The 20,037-nt window shown below is 64.8% G+C and carries 13 protein-coding genes; 5 read left to right on the top strand and 8 right to left on the bottom strand.

Features of this window, described 5'->3' with window-relative positions:
- Positions 1-159: 159 nt before the first annotated feature.
- Positions 160-2,382: a TonB-dependent siderophore receptor gene (locus tag HBF24_RS06100; RefSeq protein WP_206064216.1), complete on the bottom strand. Its 2,223-nt coding sequence runs from the start codon at positions 2,380-2,382 to the stop codon at positions 160-162.
- Between the two features lie 116 nt (positions 2,383-2,498).
- On the opposite strand from HBF24_RS06100, the gene HBF24_RS06095 reads away from it, so the two are divergent.
- The gene (locus HBF24_RS06095; RefSeq protein WP_206064215.1) at positions 2,499-3,395 is read left to right on the top strand and encodes an MOSC N-terminal beta barrel domain-containing protein; all 897 of its coding nucleotides are present in this window, start codon (positions 2,499-2,501) and stop codon (positions 3,393-3,395) included.
- Between the two features lie 36 nt (positions 3,396-3,431).
- Here HBF24_RS06095 and HBF24_RS06090 read toward each other — a convergent pair whose 3' ends face one another.
- The 7 genes from HBF24_RS06090 to HBF24_RS06060 all read right to left on the bottom strand — a co-directional run bounded on the left by HBF24_RS06090 (position 3,432) and on the right by HBF24_RS06060 (position 12,771).
- A complete protein-coding gene (locus HBF24_RS06090; protein ID WP_240922295.1) occupies positions 3,432-4,373 on the bottom strand; it encodes a 5'-nucleotidase in 942 nt (313 codons plus the stop codon).
- 64 nt (positions 4,374-4,437) lie between these two features.
- On the bottom strand, positions 4,438-5,196 hold the full coding sequence (locus HBF24_RS06085) for an NAD kinase (protein ID WP_167170517.1): 759 nt from the start codon (positions 5,194-5,196) through the stop codon (positions 4,438-4,440).
- Between the two features lie 188 nt (positions 5,197-5,384).
- Positions 5,385-5,612, bottom strand: coding sequence for a tautomerase family protein (locus tag HBF24_RS06080; protein ID WP_167170514.1), 228 nt, complete (start codon positions 5,610-5,612; stop codon positions 5,385-5,387).
- A 35-nt stretch (positions 5,613-5,647) separates the two neighbouring features.
- On the bottom strand, positions 5,648-6,394 hold the full coding sequence (locus HBF24_RS06075) for an SDR family oxidoreductase (RefSeq protein ID WP_167170511.1): 747 nt from the start codon (positions 6,392-6,394) through the stop codon (positions 5,648-5,650).
- Positions 6,391-6,816 carry a cupin domain-containing protein gene (locus tag HBF24_RS06070; protein ID WP_167170509.1) on the bottom strand — a complete coding sequence of 142 codons (426 nt, stop codon included), beginning with the start codon at positions 6,814-6,816 and terminating at the stop codon, positions 6,391-6,393. The genes HBF24_RS06075 and HBF24_RS06070 overlap by 4 nt, the downstream gene beginning before the upstream one ends.
- Positions 6,817-7,326: 510 nt before the next feature.
- Positions 7,327-7,521, bottom strand: a complete 195-nt coding sequence (locus tag HBF24_RS06065) for a hypothetical protein (protein ID WP_167170506.1) — start codon at positions 7,519-7,521, stop codon at positions 7,327-7,329.
- A gap of 297 nt (positions 7,522-7,818) precedes the next feature.
- Positions 7,819-12,771: an NAD-glutamate dehydrogenase gene (locus HBF24_RS06060; RefSeq protein WP_167170503.1), complete on the bottom strand. Its 4,953-nt coding sequence runs from the start codon at positions 12,769-12,771 to the stop codon at positions 7,819-7,821.
- 355 nt (positions 12,772-13,126) lie between these two features.
- Here HBF24_RS06060 and HBF24_RS06055 point away from each other — a divergent pair, with 355 nt between their 5' ends.
- The 4 genes from HBF24_RS06055 (at position 13,127) to HBF24_RS06040 (ending at position 19,946) form a co-directional block, all read left to right on the top strand.
- The gene (locus HBF24_RS06055; protein ID WP_167170500.1) at positions 13,127-14,815 is read left to right on the top strand and encodes a GGDEF domain-containing protein; all 1,689 of its coding nucleotides are present in this window, start codon (positions 13,127-13,129) and stop codon (positions 14,813-14,815) included.
- A gap of 68 nt (positions 14,816-14,883) precedes the next feature.
- Entirely contained in the window at positions 14,884-15,534 is a 651-nt protein-coding gene (locus HBF24_RS06050; RefSeq protein ID WP_167170497.1) for a TetR/AcrR family transcriptional regulator, read from the top strand.
- Positions 15,531-16,742 carry an efflux RND transporter periplasmic adaptor subunit gene (locus HBF24_RS06045; RefSeq protein WP_167170494.1) on the top strand — a complete coding sequence of 404 codons (1,212 nt, stop codon included), beginning with the start codon at positions 15,531-15,533 and terminating at the stop codon, positions 16,740-16,742. The genes HBF24_RS06050 and HBF24_RS06045 overlap by 4 nt, the downstream gene beginning before the upstream one ends.
- A gap of 9 nt (positions 16,743-16,751) precedes the next feature.
- Complete coding sequence (locus HBF24_RS06040; protein ID WP_167170492.1) at positions 16,752-19,946, top strand: efflux RND transporter permease subunit; 3,195 nt, start codon at positions 16,752-16,754, stop codon at positions 19,944-19,946.
- The last annotated feature ends 91 nt before the right edge of the window (positions 19,947-20,037 follow it).

Genomic DNA, 20,037 nt, shown 5'->3' with positions numbered 1-20,037 from the left:
CGAGTTCGCTTCCGGGCCCCGCAGATAAGCCGTCAGCGCTTCCTGCACTGACGGCGTATGGGCTGACATCCATGCCGAGCACCCTGCGAATCTGGTCGCTCCCGGATGCAACCAGCGAACGGGAAAACCGCCCACAAAGCGTGACCGCGATCAGCCTGATTACAGGTCGAAGCTGACCGACATCATCACGCTGCGCGGTTCGCCCTGGCTCAGGTAGCCACCCAGCGCCGAGGCCCAGTAGCTTTCGCCGGTGAGGTTGCGCACGTTGAGGCGCAGCGTGGTCGGCGTGCGGCCACTGTGGAAGCTGTAGCTGGCGCCAACGTCATAGGTGGTCCAGCTGGGAATGCGCAGCTGGTTGGCCGCGTCGACGTACTGATCGCCGGTGTAGACCGCACGGGCGTTCAGGCGCAGACCGTGCGTGTTCGGCACGGTCCATTCGACACCGGCATTGGCCTGGAAGCGCGGCGCGCCGACGGCATCGTTGCCGTCGTTGGCGCCACCCTGGGTCTTGGTCAGTTCCGGTTTCAGCCAGGTGGCACCACCGAGCAGGCGCAGGCCCTTCACCGGCTCACCGAACAGGCTCCACTCCACACCGCTGTTGCGCTGCTGGCCGGCGATGGTGAACACGTTGTCGGCGTTGACGATACCGACCGGCTGCTTGATGCGGAACAGCGCCAGGCTGCTGCCCAGGCGACCGTTTTCGTACTTCACGCCGATCTCGTTCTGACGCGCGTGATACGGCGCGAACACCTGGCCCACGTTGACCGCGGTGGCCGGCGCGGTCGGGCCCTGGCTCAGGCCTTCCATGTGATTGGCGTACAGCGAGACATGCTCGCTGGGCTTGTAGACGATGCCGTACACCGGGCTGGTGGCCAGCGCCTGATACTCGGCATTCTTGGCGCCGGTGTTGTAGTCGTAACCCAGCACGTGCAGTTTCTGGCGGCGCGCGCCGACGGTGAGCAGCAGGTTGTCATCCACGAAGCCCAGCGTGTCCGACACGGCCAGACCGCGCAGCTGGGTGCGACCGGTCACGCCCGGATCGGACAGCGAGCCGCCGGTGAAGAAGTTGTCCGGCATCGGCACCTGCACCGGGTGGTAGATGTTGGTGTCGAAGTTGCCGGAAAGGCCGTAGGCGGCGCGCTTGGCCAGATACAAGCCGGAGAAGCCAACCGTGACGTGATGGCTCACCGCGCCGGTATCAAAGTAGGCGTTGAAGCCGGCCTCACCGGTCTGCGTGTTGGCCTTGTAAGGCACGCTAAAGCGGTACTCGGTGGCATCGCCATTGGCGGCGATCACCGTCGGCGAGGTGTACTCGCCGTACTCATTCGCGTGATGGCTGCCAAAAGCCACATAACCGGTCAGCCAGGAGGTGAAGTCGTACTCGGCGCGGACCACGCCGTAGGTGTCTTCCAACATGGAGCTGGCCCAGCGTTGCGCGTAGTTGGTGTCGGCATCGGGCACCTTGGGCACGAAATCGGTCACGTAGACCGTGGAGCGACCGCCGCGAATGGTTTCCTGCTGATAGCCAAGGTCGGTGGTCACACGAAGGTGCTGGCCCTGGTAATCAAAGCCCAGCGCGAAGGCGTTGGTGCGGTGATGCTCGCCCTTCACCGCCGTCTTGCCCTCCCGATGAACCGCATTGACGCGCAGACCGAAGGCATCGCCAGCACCGAAACGACGGCCGAAATCCACGCTCTCGCCCACCTGGCCATCGCTGGCGTAATCCACGCCCACCCGCGTGATCGGCTTGGCCGTGGCACGCTTGGGCGCGATGTTGATGGAGCCGCCAATACCGGAACTGCCGGGCGAGACGCCATTGACGAAGGCGCTGGCGCCCTTGAACACCTCCACACGGCTGACCACTTCCGGCGCCAGCAACTGACGCGGCAGCACGCCGTAAAGGCCATCAAAGGCGATGTCATCGCTATAGAGCGGAAAGCCGCGGATGACGAAGGTCTGCGAGTAGTTGCCGTAACCAAAGCCCGAGCGCACCGCCGGATCGTTGTCCAGCACCTGGCCCAGGTTGTGCGCCTGCTGGTCGCGGATCAGCTGGTCGGTGTAGCTGGTCACGTTGAACGGCACGTCCATCAGGTCTTCGTTGCCCAGCACGCCGATGCGTGCACCGCGCGCCACCTGGCCACCGGCGAACGGCGCGATCAGGTCACCGGCCGTGGCGCTGACCTGCACGCCCGATAGCGTGGTGCTGCGCTCGGTGTGTTTGTCGGTTTGCACGTCGTTCTCGCTGGACGTTTGCGCCGCGGCAGCACCGGCCGCCGCGAGCAGACCGCCCGCCAACAGCAGGCGCAGCGCCACGCTCAGCGGGTGTGGAGACAGGGACGAAACACGGTGGCCACGTAGGGACGGCTGGGCACGGTACGACATGGGAGTCCTTGATGAAGGGGCCGGCGCTGGCACTCAACGCGAGGCGTAGAACAAATGCGAATCATTGTCATTTTAATCCAAATATAACGTTCGACAAGCCCTACGCCTGTGGCCGCATGCCGCACGAATGGCCATCGTCGCCGGCAACCACGCCACAGCGCGTGCCACAATACGTGTTTCCCGCCACGCGCCTGCCTTCCGTGATTACGCTAACCGGCCTGCTGCGCTACCCCATCAAGTCCACCGCCGCCGAAACGTTGCAACAGGTGCAGGCCGATACCGAAGGCCTGAGGCATGACCGGCGCTTCATGCTGGCAAAGCCGGACGGGCGCTTTCTTACGGCGCGCACGCGTCCGCATCTGCAGGCCATCTGCGCGCGAATTCATGAGGGCGAGTTGCGGCTGTCGCATCCGCAACTGGAGCCGCTCACGATTGCTTTTGACGCGTTCGGCCACACCGAAGTCGCCACCGCGGTATGGAAAGACGCCTTCCCTGCGCTGTCGACCACGCCCCAAGCCGACGCCTGGGTCAGCAAAGCGGCGGGCGAGCCGGCGCAGCTGCTATGGCTGGGCGAAACCTCGCCGCGCTGGCGCAGCAAGCTTGGCCAGGCCGTCAGCTTTGCCGATGCCTATCCGCTGCTGGTGATCGGCGAGGCCTCGCTGGGCGATCTGAACGCGCGCAGCAATGGCGATCACGTGATGGGCCAGTTCCGCCCCAATCTGGTGATCGGCGGCGCCGGTGCCTTTGCCGAGGATGGCTGGCGGCGCATTCGTATCGGCGAGGTGGTGATCCGGCTGGACGCGGGCTGTGCGCGCTGCGGCATGATCGGCGTGGATCCGGCCACCGCGAAGCCGCGCGGTGACAAGGAACCGCTACGGACACTGGCGCGCTACCGCCGTGGCGAAGACGGTCAGGTCTATTTCGGCCGCAACGCCTGCGTGGAAGTGCCGGGCCTGCTGCGTGTCGGTGATGTGATCGAGGTGCTGGAAACCTGCGAACCGGTACTAGCCTGAGCTCTGACTACGCGCAAAAGCCACGCTTGAGCGGAATTAATCGGCGACCGGGTTGGATACGCCGTGCGGCACGTGGCCGGTGGCCACATGACGGCGCGCGGACTCCACATTGACCGGCGAATCGTCAAAGAAGATATCGGCGCCGAAGGCATCCAGGAACGCGCCCTTGTCGCGCCCGCCCAGGAACAGCGCTTCATCGATACGCACGCCCCAGTGGCGCAGGGTCAAGATTACCCGCTTGTGCGCCGGCGCCGAACGGGCCGTCACCAAGGCCGTGCGGATGGGTGAATCCTCGGCCGGAAACGCTGCCTGCAAGCGATGCATGGCCTGCAGAAAGCCTCGAAACGGCCCCACCGTCAGCGGCTCGTCGGCGTGTTCGTGCTCGCTCTTGTGGAATGCCTCCAGGCCTTCTTCCTTGGAGACCCGCTCGCCTTCGTCGCCAAAGATCACCGCATCGCCGTCGAAGGCGATGCGCAGCTGCTCGGCTTCGCGGGTGGGCGCGGTGGACGGCAGAATGGTGGCCGAGGCCACACCGGCCTTGAGCGCGCGACCGACATCCTCGGCATTGGCCGACAGGAACACGTCGGCACCGAACGGACGGATGTAGTCCGACGTCGGCGCGCCACTGGTGAAGGCAGCGCGCACGATATCCAGGCCGTAATGCTGGATGGAGTTGAAAATACGCAGGCCCGTGTCGCCGGAATTGCGCGACAGCAAAATCACTTCCACCGGTGGTACATCACCATGCAGGCGGTTCAGCCCCAGCAGTTTTTTCACCAGTGGAAAGGCCACACCCGGCGTCAGCACGTCGTTTTCGTGTTCGATCTGATAACGGATATAGGCATCCAGCCCCTCGCGCTCGAACAGGGCATGGCTGTCACCCATGTCGAACAGTGCGCGCGAGGATATGGCCACTACCAGGCGGCCATCGTGCGCCGAACGCTCCGAATGCGCGTTGAGTGCGGCGGTATCGCTCATGCCGGCCATGGGCTTGCATTCCCTGTGATCGAACCAAGGGCCATTGTAGCGGCCCGGCCGTGCATCAGGGCGTGAACTGCTCGTCCAGGATGCGCTCTTCCAGATTGTGCTCTGGATCGAACAGCAGACGCACGGCATGTTCGCGCGACTGGCTGACTTCCACCTTCAACACATCGCGTACTTCGCGAAAGTCCGCCGTGGCGCTGATCGGACGCTTGCGCGGATCAAGCGCGTGAAAACCCACCCTGGTGGTGTGCGGAAGAATCGCACCACGCCAGCGCCGCGGTCGGAACGGGCTGATCGGCGTCAGCGCCAGCACGTTGGCATCCAGCGGCAAAATCGGCCCGTGCGCGGACAGGTTGTAGGCCGTGGATCCGGCCGGTGTGGACACCAGAATGCCGTCGCAGACCAACTCTTCGAGTTTCACTTCGCTGTTGAGCGTGACCTGCACATGCGCGGCCTGATTGGTCTGGCGCAGCAGCGCCACCTCGTTGAAGGCCAGTGCCTGGGTTTCCTCGCCGTTGGAGGTGGTCACGCGCATTTCCAGCGGATGCAGAGTGGCCGGGTGCGTACGCTTGATGCGCGCCAGCAAGTCGTTGTCGCGGAACTGGTTCATCAGGAACCCGACCCGCCCCAGTTTCAGGCCGTAGAACGATTTCCCCAGATCCAGGTACTGATGCAGCGTGCGCAGCATGAAGCCGTCACCACCCAGGGCGACAATGACATCGGCCTCGCGTGGGGCGACGGCGTCATAGCGTTCGGCCAGCGCCTTGGCCGCAGTCTGTGCGGCGTCGGTCTCGCTGGCAACGATGGCAATCTGCATGCAGAGGCGTCCGTTCAGAGTGCCCCGAGCTTATCGGCTCGGCCGCCACTTGCCCACCGCCGCGATCACTTCCCCGCCAAGCCACTTGGCATAAGGCCGAGATGGAAAGCTGCCGGCTTCCGATAAAAAGCGAGCAGGGCGGCATCGGTCGTGGGACGCCACCCTGCTCAAGGACACACAACTTCCAGCTACATCTGGTAGCCGGGCTTCTTGTAGAGACTTTCCCAGCGCCCGCGGATATCGGGCCGATAGACCTTTTCGCGCCAGTCGCTGGCGCTTATCTCCTCGAAACCGACCGAGACCGACGCCTCGCCGTAGCCGAGTTTCTGCATCACCTCGCGACTGATCGCCTCGGCCAGCTCAGTCTTCTGTTGCTCGGACTTGCCGGGCCATAACTTGACGATGACATGGGGCATGCGGGTCTCCTTGACGTCGTCCGTATCGTGCCGGGTTAGACCGGCTGAGCCGTCGGACGGAACAGGATCTCGTTGACGTCCACGTCCTCCGGCTGGCTGATGGCGAAGGCCACCATGCGCGCGAAGGTGTCGGCAGGCACCGCAATCTGGCTGACATGCTCGCGCACGTTGTCGGCGATGTCCTTCTCGCTGATGTGGTCCAGCAACTCGGTGTCCACGGCGCCCGGCGAGATCACGGTGGTGCGTATGTTGTAGGGCTTGACCTCCTGGCGCAGGCCCTCGGACAGCGCACGCACAGCGAACTTGGTGGCGCAGTACACCGCCGCGCCTGGGGCGACCTTGTGGCCGTAGACCGAGGACACGTTGATGATCTGACCCGACTTGCGCTCCTTCATGTGCGGCAAGGCGGCGGCGATGCCATAGAGCGTGCCCTTCAGGTTCACGTCCAGCATCTGCTCCCACTCTTCCACCTTCAATCGCTCCATGGGCGCCAGCGGCATCAGGCCCGCGTTGTTGAGCAGCACGTCGACCTGGCCGTAGGTTTCCACGGCAGTGTCGATGAGCTTCTGCACCTGCTCGCGATCGGTGACGTCGGTGGCTAAGGCCAGCGCCTTGCCGCCATTGGCCTCCAGCTCCTTGACCAGCGACTGCAGACGCTCGGCGCGGCGCGCTGCCAGCACCACGGTAGCGCCCTGTTCGCTCAGGCGGCGCGCCGCCGCAGCGCCCAGGCCGCTGCTGGCGCCGGTGATGACGATGACTTTGTTTTCGATGTTGTTGTTCATGCGCTTTCCTCCAATGAATCGACCGCCGCCTGATATTCGGCGTCGGTCACCTTGTCCAGCCAGTCGACGACCTTGCCGTCGAGCGCTTCCTGTATCGCGATATGGGTCATGGCGGTATCCGGCGCGGCGCCGTGCCAGTGTTTCTCGCCCGGCGGACACTGGATCACGTCACCGGGGTAGATCAGCCGGGCCGGCTCGCCTTCGCACTGCACCATGCCGCAACCGGCGGTGACGATCAGCGTCTGGCCCAACGGGTGGGTATGCCACGCCGAGCGCGCACCCGGCTCGAAGGTCACCTGGCCACCACTGGTACGGCCGGACTCGAGCGGCGCAAACAGCGGGTCAATGCGCACTGTGCCGGTAAAATATTCGGAGGGCCCCCTCTGCGAAGGGCGGGAGCCGTTTTTGGAATAATGCTGCATGGGAATCTCCTGCTGGTAACGGGGATGCCTACCGCGTCGGCGACGCGGGCATGGGAGGGGAAAGGTCGTGCACCGATCAGATACTGGCCTCAGGAAACACACGCCAAGTGATCGGCAAGCAGCGTTGGCCGAATGGAAGGCCAGCCTGCAGATCATCTCGACCAGCTCACACGAGACATACGTTGTCCGAAGCCTGCACCGGGGAAGCCATCGTTCATGTCCACGGTAGCGGGCCGCCGGTGGGGCTTGCGTGATCAGGCCACATGCCCCTCGCATCCGATGGCGGTCGACAGTGACCTCATCACATACGCGGCGCGCGTCGGCACCATCTCGCCAAACGCCACTCCGGCAATGGGCTGTACATCAGCCCTGAGCGGTTTCCAGTGAGGCCATCAGACACCGGGCCGAGCCCCCGCAAACGGGCATCTTGCGAGGTCTTAACCCACCCATGGGGAGATAGCTTAGGGCGTCACGTCCCATCGATTAAGACCAATAAACCGATAGCACTCATTAGTCAAAATTATTAATCGCAAGCCATGATCGGAACGGCGAGATGCGGTTCAAGAGCAGTTGTATTGGCCCCGTGATCGTGACGCGCGCCAGGGCGAGGGCGAGGGCGAGAACGTCGATCATGCCGGCAACGGCATCCATCACAACGTGGATGCCCAGCACAAGAGCAGCGGCGGCCGGAATCTGCGTGTGCACCTGTTGCCGGCGCCGCTGAGACGCCCTTCTCCCGGCATCCTCATTCAGGCAAGGGCCTTAGCCTGCCAACACACCACCCACGGCCGGTCGCCCGCGCTCCCCACGAGTCATAACGCTGCGCAAGTACCGGGATCAGGAGCGGGCGCCTGAAAGCGGGGACCGGACCGGCGGCACCACCGATGGACCTCCGGGGCCAGCCCGCGCGAGTCTGGACAGCACGAAGGCCGAACGCATCACTGCGTCGGCCTTCGTGTTTCACGCGCCGGATCGAGCCGCGGTCATGCTGGCTCGCCGGTCTCAGGCAGGTGTGTGCGCCAACTGGGCCAGGCGACGCACCGCCACCGAGGCGATCGGGTAATCGCAGTTCTGCTGCAGGATCTCGGCCAGCATGCTGCGCGTGTAGGCCAGCGCCGGGCTGTCGCGATCCAGCCAGGCCTCGACCGGGCTGACGTCTTCACGCGAGCCAGCGTAATGCAGCACCTGCACCACCAGCGCACGCTGCTGCGTGCTCAACTCGTCCAGCAGCGAGCCACGGGCTTGGGCGTGCCAGCGCCCATCCACCGGCAGCGCCTCGATCTGACCGCGCAGCCATTCCAGATCCAGCGTCTCGGCCAGCTCGAAGAACACCGCCGCCACGCGATCGATGGGATGATCGGTTTCGCGGGCGACGTCGACCATGTCCAGCACCTCGCGCAGCACCGGCATGCGCGCCAGGCGCTGTGCCAGGTCGGCATCCAACCCCAGGCCTTCCCACTTTTCGGCGGTCAGGTCGAAGTCGGCGCCGCTGGTCGGTGTCAGCACCCCCGGCAGCGCCTCGCGCAGACGCGACACGCCCGGCGCATAGCGCTCGACATTGGCGGCGATATCCAGCGTGCCGCCCGGACGTGACAGCAGCCAGCGCGTCATGTGCCGCAGCAGCGTCCAGATCTGCAGCATGGCATCGATCTGCGTGTCCTCGGCGACCTTGCCGTCCAGCGCCTCGATCTGCGCCCACAGCGCACGCGCATCGAGAATCTCGCGTGCGGCGGTGAATGCCTTGGCGATGGCGGCCGGCCCCTGCCCGGTGTCCTCCTGCATGCGCATCATGAAAGTGGCGCCCATGCGGTTGAGGGTGGAGTTGGTCACCGCCGTGGCGATGATCTCGCGGCGCAGGCGATGGCGCTGCATGTGCTCGGCATAAGGCTCGCGCAACGGCTCGGGGAAATAACGGGCCAGCTCCTTGGACAGGTACGGATCTTCGGGCACGTCCGATTCCAGCAACTGCTGGAACAGCTTGATCTTGTCGTAGGACAGCAGCACCGACAGTTCCGGCCGGGTCAGGCCCTGGCCGCGCGTCTTGCGCTCGGAAAGCTCGGCATCGCTGGGCAGGAACTCCACCTGGCGATCGAGCAGACCTTCGGCCTCCAGCGTGCTGATGAAGTGCGCCATCGACCCAAGGCGCTTCACCGACTGGTGCTCCATCAGCGTGATGGCGTAGTTCTGGCGGTAGTTGTCCCACAGCACCAGGCGCTCGACCTCGTCGGTCATCGCCGCCAGCTGCTCGTTGCGCTTGTCCATCGACAGCTCGCCGCGCTGCACCGCATCGCCGAGCAGGATCTTGATGTTGACCTCATGGTCGGAGGTGTCCACGCCGGCCGAGTTGTCGATGAAGTCGGTGTTGAGCAGCACGCCTTGCTGCGCCGCCTCGATGCGACCGCGCTGGGTCAGGCCCAGGTTGCCGCCCTCGCCCACCACCTTGCAGCGCAGGTCGCGGCCGTCCACACGCAACACGTTGTTGGTGCGGTCGCCGGCATCCTCGTGGGTTTCGCTGCTGGCCTTCACATAGGTGCCGATGCCGCCGTTCCACAGCAAGTCGACCGGCGCCTTCAAAATGGCGCTGATCAGCTCCGGCGGCGACAGCTGCGAGACATCGGACTTCAGCCCCAGTGCCTTGCGCACTTGTTCGCTGACCGGAATAGCCTTCAGCGAACGGGCATAGACGCCACCCCCTTCGGAAATCAGGCTCTTGTCGTAGTCTTCCCAGGTCGAGCGTGGCAGCGCGAACATGCGCTCGCGCTCGGCGAACGAGGCGGCCGCATCCGGGTTCGGGTCGAGGAAGATGTGGCGGTGATCGAAGGCCGCCAGCAGGCGGATGTGCCGCGACAACAACATGCCGTTGCCGAACACATCCCCGGACATGTCGCCCACGCCGACGCAGGTGAAATCCTCGGCCTGGCTGTCGCGCCCAAGTGCGCGGAAGTGGCGCTTGACCGACTCCCAGGCGCCCTTGGCGGTGATGCCCATCTTCTTGTGGTCATAACCATTGGAGCCGCCCGAGGCAAAGGCGTCAGCCAGCCAGTAGCCATGCTCGATGGCGATGGAATTGGCGATGTCGGAGAAGGTGGCCGTGCCCTTGTCGGCCGCGACCACCAGGTACGGATCGTCGGCATCGTGGCGCACCACATCGCGCGGCGGCACCACCTTGCCCTCGACCAGGTTGTCGGTGATGTCCAGCAGACCATTGATGAACATCGAATAGCAGGCGATGCCCTCGGCCTGGACGGCCTCGCGCTCGCCGCTTTCGGGCGGACGCTTGACGAAGAAGCCGCCCTTGGAGCCGACCGGCACGATCACCGTGTTCTTGACCATCTGCGCCTTGACCAGGCCCAGCACCTCGGTGCGGAAATCCTCGCGGCGATCGGACCAGCGCAGGCCGCCACGGGCGACCGGACCAAAGCGCAGATGCACGCCTTCCACGCGCGGGCCGTAGACGAAAATCTCGCGATACGGCACCGGCTTGGGCGCGCCGGGCACCTTGTGCGAGTCGAACTTGTAGGCGGTGTAGGCGCGCGGCTCGGTCAGATACTGGAAGTAACTGGTGCGCAGCGTGGCATCCATGACGTCGATGTAGCTGCGCAGGATGCGCTCGTCGTCCAGGCTGGCCACGGTGTCGAGCATCAGCGCAATGGCCTCCAGGAACACCTTTTCCTGGTCCTGGCGCGGCTTGTCCAGCGCCGCCACCATGTCGTCGATAAGCGCGGCGTGATGGCTGCGCACGGTGTCGGGCACCAGCACTTCCATCTCGCGGCGCAGCAGCGTGCGCGCCTGCTCCAGTTCTTCGGCGGCCAGCGACTCGCGGCGCGGATCGAACTTGGCGTAGAACAGCTCCACCAGCAGTCCGGCGATGCCCGGATAGCGATGCAGCGTCTCTTCCATGTAGGCCTGCGAGAAGGCGATGCCGACCTGCTGCAGGTATTTGCAGTAGGCGCGCAGCATCGCCACTTGGCGCCAGTCGAGCATGGCCCCCAGCACCAGCCGGTTGAAGCCGTCATTCTCGGCATGGCCACGCCAGACGTGCTCGAAGGCACGCTCGAAGCGATCGCCGACCTGATCCACATCGAACGACAGGTGCCCCACCGGGCAGACCTCGAAATCCTGCACGAACAGGCGCACGCCATCCACGCGCGCCTCGTAGACATGCTCGGCGAGCACGCGCAGGCCAAGGTTTTCCAGCTGCGGCAGCACTTCGGACAGCGCGATGTCGCCACCGCGACGGTAGATCTTGAAGCGCAGCTGGTCGTTATCGCCGGCGCTGCGATAGAACGACATGCGCACCGCATCATCGTCGTCCAGCGAGGCCAACGCACGCACGTCCTCGGCCGCCACTTCCGGCGTCACTTCCTCGATGTAGCCGGCCGGCAGCGCACGCCCGTAGTGCTGCGCCAGCGCCAGGCCCTGCCGCTCACCCAGCGCATCGACCAGCGCCGTGCCGAGCTCGTCGTGCCAGTTGCGCACCAGGTGCACCAGCTTGCCTTCCAGCTCGACCGGATCGTATTCGGGCTGATCGCCCGGCGCCGGACGCACCGTGACGTGCAGGCGCACCAGCGCCGACTCGCCCATCAGCACGGTCGAGTCCAGATGCTCGCCACGCAGCGACTGGCCAAGCATCGCCTCGATGCTCTCGCGCACATGGGTGTTGAAGCGGTCGCGTGGCACGAAGGCCAGGCACGAGAAGAAACGCCCATACTTGTCCCGGCGCACGAACAGGCGCGCACGGGCGCGCTCGCGCAAGTCCAGGATGCCGGTGGCGATGGCGTACAGCTCATCCTCGGTGCCCTGGAACAGTTCGTCGCGAGGCAGCACCTCGAGAATATGGCGCAGCGTCTTGCCCGAATACGCATCGCGCTTTAAGCCCGAGCGCTTGAGTACTTCCTCGCACTTGTCGCGAATCAGCGGTACTTCCTGCGGCCGGCACATGTAGGCGCTGGAGGTGAAAAGGCCCAGAAAGCGCTGCTCGGCGACCGGCCGGCCCGATTCGTCGAAACGCAACACACCGATATAGTCCATGTGTCCAGGGCGATGCACGGTGGATCGGGCGTTGGTCTTGGTCAGGATGATGGCGTCCATGGCACCCGATTGCGGCAACTCCGAGGCCGCCAGCGTGCGCAGTGAGCGCGGCGCCACCGAGCGCTCCGAATCGTGCAGGATTCCCATGCCCGAGCCCTTCAAAGCCCGCAGCACCTCGTCGCCCTCGTCCTCGCCGATTTCGTATTCGCGGTAACCCAGGAAGGTGAAGTGGTCATCGGCCACCCAGCGCAGGAACGCGCTGGCCTCGGTGATGTCCTCATCCTTCAGCGGCAGGCGGCGGTTGTGCAGGTCGTCGGCCACATCGAGCATGGTCTGGCGCATCGCGCCCCACTCGCCGACCGCGGCGCGCACGTCCATCAGTGCGTGCTCGACCGCTTCGGCAAGCGCCTTGAGGTCTTCATCGCGCGCCAGCCGGTCGATCTCCAGATGCATCACCGACTCGGCATTGGCGCCATGCTCGTCCAGTGCCTGCAGCGTGCCGTCGCTGTCGCGGCGCACACCCAGCACCGGGTGAATGATGGCGTGCAGTTGGGCTCCGGCTTCGTCCACCGCCATGGAGATCGAATCGACCAGGAACGGCATGTCGTCGGTGACCACCTGCAGCACGGTGTACTTGCCCTCCCATCCGCGGTGCTCATCCTCGGGATTGAACACGCGCACACGCGGACGCCCACCCGGTCGCCGCTGCATGAAGGCAACCAGATCCATGCTCAGCGCCGCCCATGCCTGCGGGGTATGCAGGGCCAGGTCACCCGGCGCCGTGCGTGACAGGAATCGACCGATGAAGGCATGCGCAGCCTCGCGGCTGACCGCCTGCCATTCGGCGCGGGAATCGAGTTGGTCAAGTTTTTCGCGAACGAGGCCGAAGAACTGGTCGTCGCCCGTAGCAAGAATGGAGTTCATGATTGAATATAGGGGCAGTGAAGTTGGCTCAGGCCTGCACGACATCTCGCGCACACACGCTGGCGCGGCGCACGTTCGAGGCGTCCGGGGCAGTGGGAGGAAACATGGTCAAGGCACGCACGACCGCGAGGGTCACGTCATCGAGTCGCCTGGGCATGGGCCGGATTGGGCTACCGGGCATCGGCGCGGGGGCCGCTCGCATAAGGACGTTCACTCGTTCGGGCGTGGAAACATCGCAGATGAACCATCCGCGGCGTGATGTACCGGCGGAAGCCGGCCAAGCGTGAAAAGGATAGCGCCCAACACCCGCAGCAATCCATCTGCACCGCAGCAACCTGCGGCTCAGGGAAAGACTGTGCGCAGCTTTCGCGCGCGCCTGCTGCTGATCGCCACCGCGGCCACTGCACTGATTCTGGCGCTGTCTGCCACCATCTACATCAATGCGCGCGCCTACCGCCAGTTCAGCCATCGTGTGCAGCACTCCTTTCGTGTCGAGCAACAGGTGCTCAGCCTGGTCGCCACCGTCAATAGCGCCGAGGCATTGCAGCACGCCTTCCTGCTGACCGACGATGAGCGCCTGCTGGCCAGCTACTATGCCTTGCTTCCGCACCTGCAGGATGAATCCCGGCTGCTTGAGCGGATGGTGCGCACCGACACCGAACAGAGGCATCGCGCGCATGCCCTGCGTACGCTGGTCGAGCAGCGCCGCAATGCGCTGGAAAACGTCATGCGCGAGTACCGGCAGCACGGCCGAAACGGCATTCGCAAATCACTGGACCATCTGGCACAGAACTATTTTCCGGACGAGCTGGAACAGGGCGCGCGCCTCATGCGCAATGAAGAGTCGATCCTGCTTCAGCAATACCAGCAGCGCCGCGATGCACTGGCCACGCGCACCATCACCCTGACGCTGATCTGCCTCAGCGCCTGTCTGCTGTTGTTGTGGCGCGCATTTGTGCTGGCCATCCGCGAACAGCAGATCCGTGTGCGTTCCGAAGCACACATCGTCGACGCCTACCGCGACCTGGCCGAAAGTCTGGAGCAGTCACGGCGCCTGGCCGGACAACTGGCGCGCCTTTCCCTGCTGGGTGAAATGCTGCAAAGCTGCCGCAAGCTGGAGGAGGCGTTCGAGGTCATCTGCAGTTCGATGCCCGAGCTGCTACCGGGCTCATTCGGCCAGATCCTGATGCTCGATACCGACACCGGCCAGCTCACGCAAAGCGCGCACTGGGGAACGTCCAAGTTCATCTGCCAGGACACCTTTTCACCGGACGATTGCCTGGCACTTCGCCGCGGCCACCCCTACCCGCCGCCCAATCAGGACGCCACCTTTCACTGCGCGCACCTGGATGTGCCTCCCGGTGCCGCCGAACAGATACTCAACTACCTTTGCATGCCGCTGGTGACCCAAGGCGAGACCCTGGGCGTGCTGCATATCCAGCCCGGCGGGGAGCTGGACGAGGAGCTGCGTCGGCTGACCCTGACCATCGCCGAGCAACTGGCGCTGTCGTTGGGCAACCTGCGCCTGCAGGAAAGCCTGCGCAGCCAGTCGATCCGTGATGCGCTGACCGGCCTGTTCAACCGCCGCTACCTGGAAAGCTCGCTGGGCCGCGAACTGCTGCGTTGCGCGCGCGACCAGGCGCCCCTGACCGTGCTGATGCTGGACATGGACCACTTCAAGCAATTCAACGACAGCCACGGCCATCAGGCTGGCGACCGGCGCCTGGTGGAATTTGCCGAGGTGCTTCGCAGCGGCGTGCGCGGCTCGGACCTGGCCTGTCGCTACGGTGGCGAGGAATTCACCCTGGTGCTGCCTGGCGTCGGTCTGGAGGCAGCCATGGCGCGCGCCAACCAGATCCGTGAAGCCACCGCGTCGCTACCGGATGGCGAATTCGGCGACCAGCCCCCTACCTGTTCAATTGGCGTGGCGCTGTACCCCAATCACGGCCAGACCCCCTACACACTGATCCAGGCCGCCGATCGCGCCCTGTACCAGGCCAAGCGAGGCGGCCGTGACCGGGTCGAGGTCGCACGCAGCGACTGATATGAAACAGGCTGTGGCGCGTTGACGTTCACGCCAAGCAAAAAGTAAACTGGACAGTACAGTCCACCATGTCCGAAACCATGTACGCGCCCGACCTGTCCGCCATGCCCAGCACCTACCAGCGCGTCCTGGACGCGGCCTGCACGCTGTTCCTGCGTGAAGGTTATCGGGTATCCATGGAGTCGGTAGCCCGCCTGGCTGGCGTCGCCAAACAGACCGTGTACGCACATTTCGAGAGCAAGGACGCCCTGTTCCGTGCAGCCGCGCGGGCCCTTCTGGAACCGCTGCACGAAGCGCTGGCACCACAACCTTCGGACCTGCCCGGCTTCCTTTTCGAAGTGGCGCGCCAGTACATGCGCTACGTCAACACCTCCGAAGCGGCGGCGCTATGTCGCATGCTCAGCGCGCAGGTACCGCGCTTTCCCCGCCTGGCCGCCGACATGTACCGGCACGGCCTGGGTCAGGTGCAAAGCCGTCTGGCCGAGCGTCTGAGCCAGGCCATGACCAGCGGCGACCTGCGCCGGGATGATCCGAACGTAGCCGCCGAGCTGTTCCTGTCGATGATCGCCGGGCTGGAACCGCAGCGCACCTGGTGCGGCGTGGACACGCGCGGACAAAAGGCACAGGACAGCTGGACCCGTCATGCCGTAAATATGTTCATTCAGCTTTATGCCCCTACTCCCCTTTCTTCCGATCATCATTTAAGGACGTCCTCATGAAGTCCCTGTCCCTGCGCACTCTCGTGCTCGGCTCCAGCGTGGCCCTGCTGGCCGCCTGTGGCGGCAAGCCCCAGCAGCAGCACCAGATGCCGCCGCCCCAGGTCGGGGTGATCACGGCCAAGCCAACCCGTGTGCCGCTGACGCGCGACCTGGTCGGCCGTTTGTCGGCGTTCCGCTCGGCCGACGTGCGCGCCCGGGTGGCTGGCGTGTTGCTCAAACGCACCTATGACGAAGGTACCGACGTCAAGAAGGGCCAAGTACTGTTCCAGATTGATCCTGCACCGCTGCGCGCCACGTTGAATTCGGCCGAGGCACAGCTGGCGCAGGCCCAGGCGACCTACGCCAATAATCACACCATCGCCGAGCGCGACCGCCGCCTGATCGACAAGCACTACATCTCGCAGTCGGATCTGGACAACGCGCTGGCCGCCGAGCGTTCATCGGCCGCCGCGGTGAAGCAGGCCAAGGCCAATGTCCAGAGCGCACGCATCAACCTGGGCTATGCCACCGTGCGTGCGCCCATCTCCGGTCGCGCCGACAAGCAGCAGGTCACCGAGGGTGCGCTGGTCGGCCAGGGCAGCGACACCCTGCTGACCACGGTCGACCAGATCGACCCGCTGTATGTGAACTTCACCATGGGCGTGGATGAGCTCAACACGCTGCGCGAGGAGCAGGCCAAGGGCAACGCCACCCTGCTCGGTGACGGCAAAGGCAAGGTGCAGTTGACCCTGCCCAACGGCAGCACCTACGGCCAGACCGGCGAGCTGGATTTCTCAGGCTCCACGGTCGATCCGAACACCGGCGCCGTGCAGTTGCGCGCTACCGTGCCCAACCCCGAACACACCCTGTTGCCGGGCATGTTCGCCAACGTCCGCGTCACGCTGGGCTCGATCAGCCACGCCTTCCTGATCCCGGAGGCCGCTGTACAGCAGAGCACCAATGGTCCCTACGTGCTGACCGTGGGCACCGACAACAAGGTGCAGCAGACCCAGGTGGAAACCAGCGACTCGCGCAATGGCAACTGGATTGTCACCGGCGGTCTGAAGCAGGGCGACAAGGTGATCGTCAGTGGCCTGGCCAAGGCCCGTCCCGGCCAGCCGGCCAAGGTCACCGCCTACCAGCCCAAGCCGGCCGGACAGCCCTCACAGGCACCCAAGGGTGCCCCGGCGGCCGCCAAGAGCAGTGCCCCGGCCTCTTCCAAGCACTAAGGAACGGTCATGCCAAGTTTCTTTATCGACCGCCCGATCTTCGCCTGGGTGGTGGCGATCCTGATCACGCTCGGTGGCGTGATTTCGATCGCCAACCTCGGCGTTGAATCCTACCCGTCCATCGCCCCCCCACAGGTGACGGTGTCGGCCACCTATCCCGGCGCCAGCGCCGACACGCTGGAAAAGACCGTTACCCAGGTCATCGAGCAGCAGATGACCGGTATCGACCACCTGCTGTACTTCTCCTCCGAGTCCAGCTCCACCGGCCGCGCATCGATCACGCTGACCTTCCAGAGCGGCACTGATCCGGACATCGCCCAGGTGCAGGTACAGAACAAGGTGGCGTTGGCCGAACCGCGTCTGCCATCGGAAGTGACCCAGCAAGGCGTGGTGGTGGCCAAGGCCAACGCCGGCTTCCTGATGGTGGTCGGCCTGAAATCGTCGAACCCGGACATTGATCGCGACCGCCTCAACGATATTGTCGCCTCGCGCGTCCTTGATCAGATCTCGCGCCTGCCGGGCGTGGGCAGCACGCGCCAGTTCGGTGCCGAATATGCCATGCGCATCTGGCTCAATCCGGACAAGCTGCACGCCTATGGCCTTTCCGCCACGCAGGTACTGGATGCGGTGAAGGCGCAGAACGTGCAGTTCGCTGCCGGCTCGCTCGGCGCCGACCCGGCACCGAAGGACCAGGGCTACACCGCCACGGTGTCGGCCGAGAGCCGCTTCACCTCGCCCGACCAGTTCCGCAACATCATTTTGCGCGCCAATCAGGACGGCACCACGGTGCGTCTGAGGGATGTCGCCAAGATCGGCTTTGGTGCGCAGAACTACGGCTTTGATACCGAATACAACGGCCAGCCGACCGGCGCCTTCGCCATTCAGCTGCTGCCGGGCGCCAACGCGCTGACGGTATCGGAAGAAGTGCACAGCAAGATGGAGGAACTGGCGCCCAGCTTCCCGCAGGGTGTGAGCTGGTACATCCCGTACGATTCGACCACCTTCGTCAATATTTCCATCGACGAGGTGGTGCACACGCTGATCGAGGCCATCATCCTGGTGTTCCTGGTGATGCTGCTGTTCCTGCAGAACCTGCGCGCCACGATCATTCCGACACTGGTCATTCCGGTGGCCCTGCTGGGCACCTTCCTGGGCATGCTGGTGCTGGGCTTCACCATCAACCAGCTGACCCTGTTCGGCATGGTGCTGGCCATCGGTATCGTGGTCGACGATGCGATCGTGGTGATCGAGAACGTCGAACGCATCATGACCGAGGAACAGCTGCCGCCGAAGGAAGCCACGCGCAAGGCCATGGGCCAGATCACCGGCGCCATCGTGGCCATTTCGGTGGTACTGGCGGCGGTGTTCATCCCCTCGGCGCTGCAGGCCGGCGCCACCGGTGCCATCTATCGCCAGTTCGCGCTGACCATTGCGCTGTCGATGGGCTTCTCGGCGTTCCTGGCGCTGTCTTTCACGCCGGCGCTGTGCGCGACCATCATCAAGCCCACGCACGGCAAGTCCAACGTGGTGTTCCGCAAGTTCAACCAGTTCTTCGACTGGATGACGGCGCGCTACACCCGCCGCGTCGGCAGCGCCACGCGACACACGCCGCGCTGGATGATTGCCTTCGTGCTGCTGACGCTGCTGTGCGGCTTCCTGTTCACTCGCCTGCCAGGTGGCTTCCTGCCCGACGAGGACCAGGGCTATGCGCTGGCCATCGTGCAGCTGCCGCCGGGTGCCACGCTCGATCGCACCAAGCACGTGATGGACGAGATGCGCCAGGTGCTGAAGAAGAACCCGGCGTTTGCCTCAGTGCTGCAGGTGTCCGGCTTCAGCTTCGTCGGCCAGGGCGAGAACGTGGGCATGTCCTTCATTCGCCTGAAACCGTGGAGCAAGCGCAGCATCACCGCCGAGCAGTACATCGCGCAGACCAACGGCGCGCTGGCGATGAACATCCACGATGCCAACATCTTCGTGGTCAACATCCCCACCGTGCAGGGCCTGGGCCAGTTCGGCGGCTTCGACATGTACCTGGAGGACCGCACCGGCAAGGGCCATGCCGCGCTGGCCGCGGCCATGGGCAAGGTGCTGGGCGCCGCATCGCAGAACAAGGTGCTGACCGGCGTGCGTCCGAACACGCTGCAGGATGGCCCGCAGCTGCACCTGAAGGTGGACCGCACGCAGGCGCAGTCGATGGGCCTGTCGGTCAGTGACGTCTACAACGCCATCCAGCTGATGCTGGCACCGGTGTACGTGGACGACTTCTTCTACCAGGGCCGCGTCAAGCGCGTGTACATGCAGGCCGACGCCAAGTACCGCATGGGTCCGGATGCGCTGTCGCACTTCTATACGCCCAGCTCACTGGCCTCTGCCACCGCCGACACCAACAGCGCCAGCGGCACCGACAGCACCGCGTCGATGATTCCGCTGAACAACGTGGTGAAGGCCAAGTGGAGTGTCGGTCCGCCCTCTCTGCAGCGCTACAACGGCTACTCGGCGATCAATATCGTCGGTCAGCAGGCGCCGGGCTACAGCTCGGGCCAGGCCATGGCAGCCATGCAGCAGATCGTGCAGCAGAACCTGCCGCAGGGGTTCGGCATCGACTGGGCCGGCCAGTCCTACCAGGAAATGCTCTCGGGCAATCAGGCGGCGTTGCTGTTCGGCCTGTCCATCGTGGTGGTGTTCCTGTGTCTGGCCGCGCTGTATGAAAGCTGGTCGATCCCGATCTCGGTGCTGCTGGTGGTGCCGCTGGGCGTGTTGGGTGCGATCGCTGCCACCATGCTGCGCGGGCTGTCCAACGACGTGTACTTCAAGATCGGCCTGATCACCATCATCGGCCTGGCTGCGAAGAACGCGATCCTGATCGTGGAGTTCGCCGTCGAGCAGCAGGCCGCCGGCCACTCGCTGCACAAATCGGTGGTAGAAGCGGCCCGACTGCGCTTCCGTCCGATCCTGATGACGTCGCTGGCCTTCATCCTGGGCGTGGTGCCGCTGGCGCTGTCCACCGGCGCTGGCGCCAACGCCCGCCACGCCATCGGTACCGGCGTCATCGGCGGCATGTTGTTCGCCACCATCCTGGGTGTGCTGCTGATTCCGGTGTTCTACGTGGTGGTGCGTCGCCTGCTGGGCGACAAGTTGGACGCCACGCCAGGACACGCCAAGGAAGGCCAGATGCAGCCATTCGATTCCGAATCGCGCGACTGACATTCGGGCATCGGCAACACCCTTGCGACCCCGGCCTCTGCGCCGGGGTCTTTTTTTGCCGATGCCGCGCTGCGACTCGGCTTGCCGTGCG

Source organism: Oleiagrimonas sp. C23AA (assembly GCF_011759385.1).
GTDB lineage: Bacteria > Pseudomonadota > Gammaproteobacteria > Xanthomonadales > Rhodanobacteraceae > Oleiagrimonas.
This window is presented reverse-complemented; position numbering and strand designations above follow the sequence as displayed.

What these genes read in the sequence shown, in the direction of transcription:
- HBF24_RS06080 (WP_167170514.1), bottom strand. Translation starts at nt 5,612, where the DNA reads ATGCCCCATGTCATCGTCAAGTTATGGCCCGGCAAGTCCGAGCAACAG.
- HBF24_RS06040 (WP_167170492.1), top strand. Translation starts at nt 16,752, where the DNA reads ATGCCAAGTTTCTTTATCGACCGCCCGATCTTCGCCTGGGTGGTGGCG.
- HBF24_RS06045 (WP_167170494.1), top strand. Translation starts at nt 15,531, where the DNA reads ATGAAGTCCCTGTCCCTGCGCACTCTCGTGCTCGGCTCCAGCGTGGCC.
- HBF24_RS06070 (WP_167170509.1), bottom strand. Translation starts at nt 6,816, where the DNA reads ATGCAGCATTATTCCAAAAACGGCTCCCGCCCTTCGCAGAGGGGGCCC.
- HBF24_RS06050 (WP_167170497.1), top strand. Translation starts at nt 14,884, where the DNA reads ATGTCCGAAACCATGTACGCGCCCGACCTGTCCGCCATGCCCAGCACC.
- HBF24_RS06095 (WP_206064215.1), top strand. Translation starts at nt 2,499, where the DNA reads ATGCCGCACGAATGGCCATCGTCGCCGGCAACCACGCCACAGCGCGTG.
- HBF24_RS06060 (WP_167170503.1), bottom strand. Translation starts at nt 12,771, where the DNA reads ATGAACTCCATTCTTGCTACGGGCGACGACCAGTTCTTCGGCCTCGTT.
- HBF24_RS06090 (WP_240922295.1), bottom strand. Translation starts at nt 4,373, where the DNA reads ATGAGCGATACCGCCGCACTCAACGCGCATTCGGAGCGTTCGGCGCAC.
- HBF24_RS06100 (WP_206064216.1), bottom strand. Translation starts at nt 2,382, where the DNA reads ATGTCGTACCGTGCCCAGCCGTCCCTACGTGGCCACCGTGTTTCGTCC.
- HBF24_RS06085 (WP_167170517.1), bottom strand. Translation starts at nt 5,196, where the DNA reads ATGCAGATTGCCATCGTTGCCAGCGAGACCGACGCCGCACAGACTGCG.
- HBF24_RS06075 (WP_167170511.1), bottom strand. Translation starts at nt 6,394, where the DNA reads ATGAACAACAACATCGAAAACAAAGTCATCGTCATCACCGGCGCCAGC.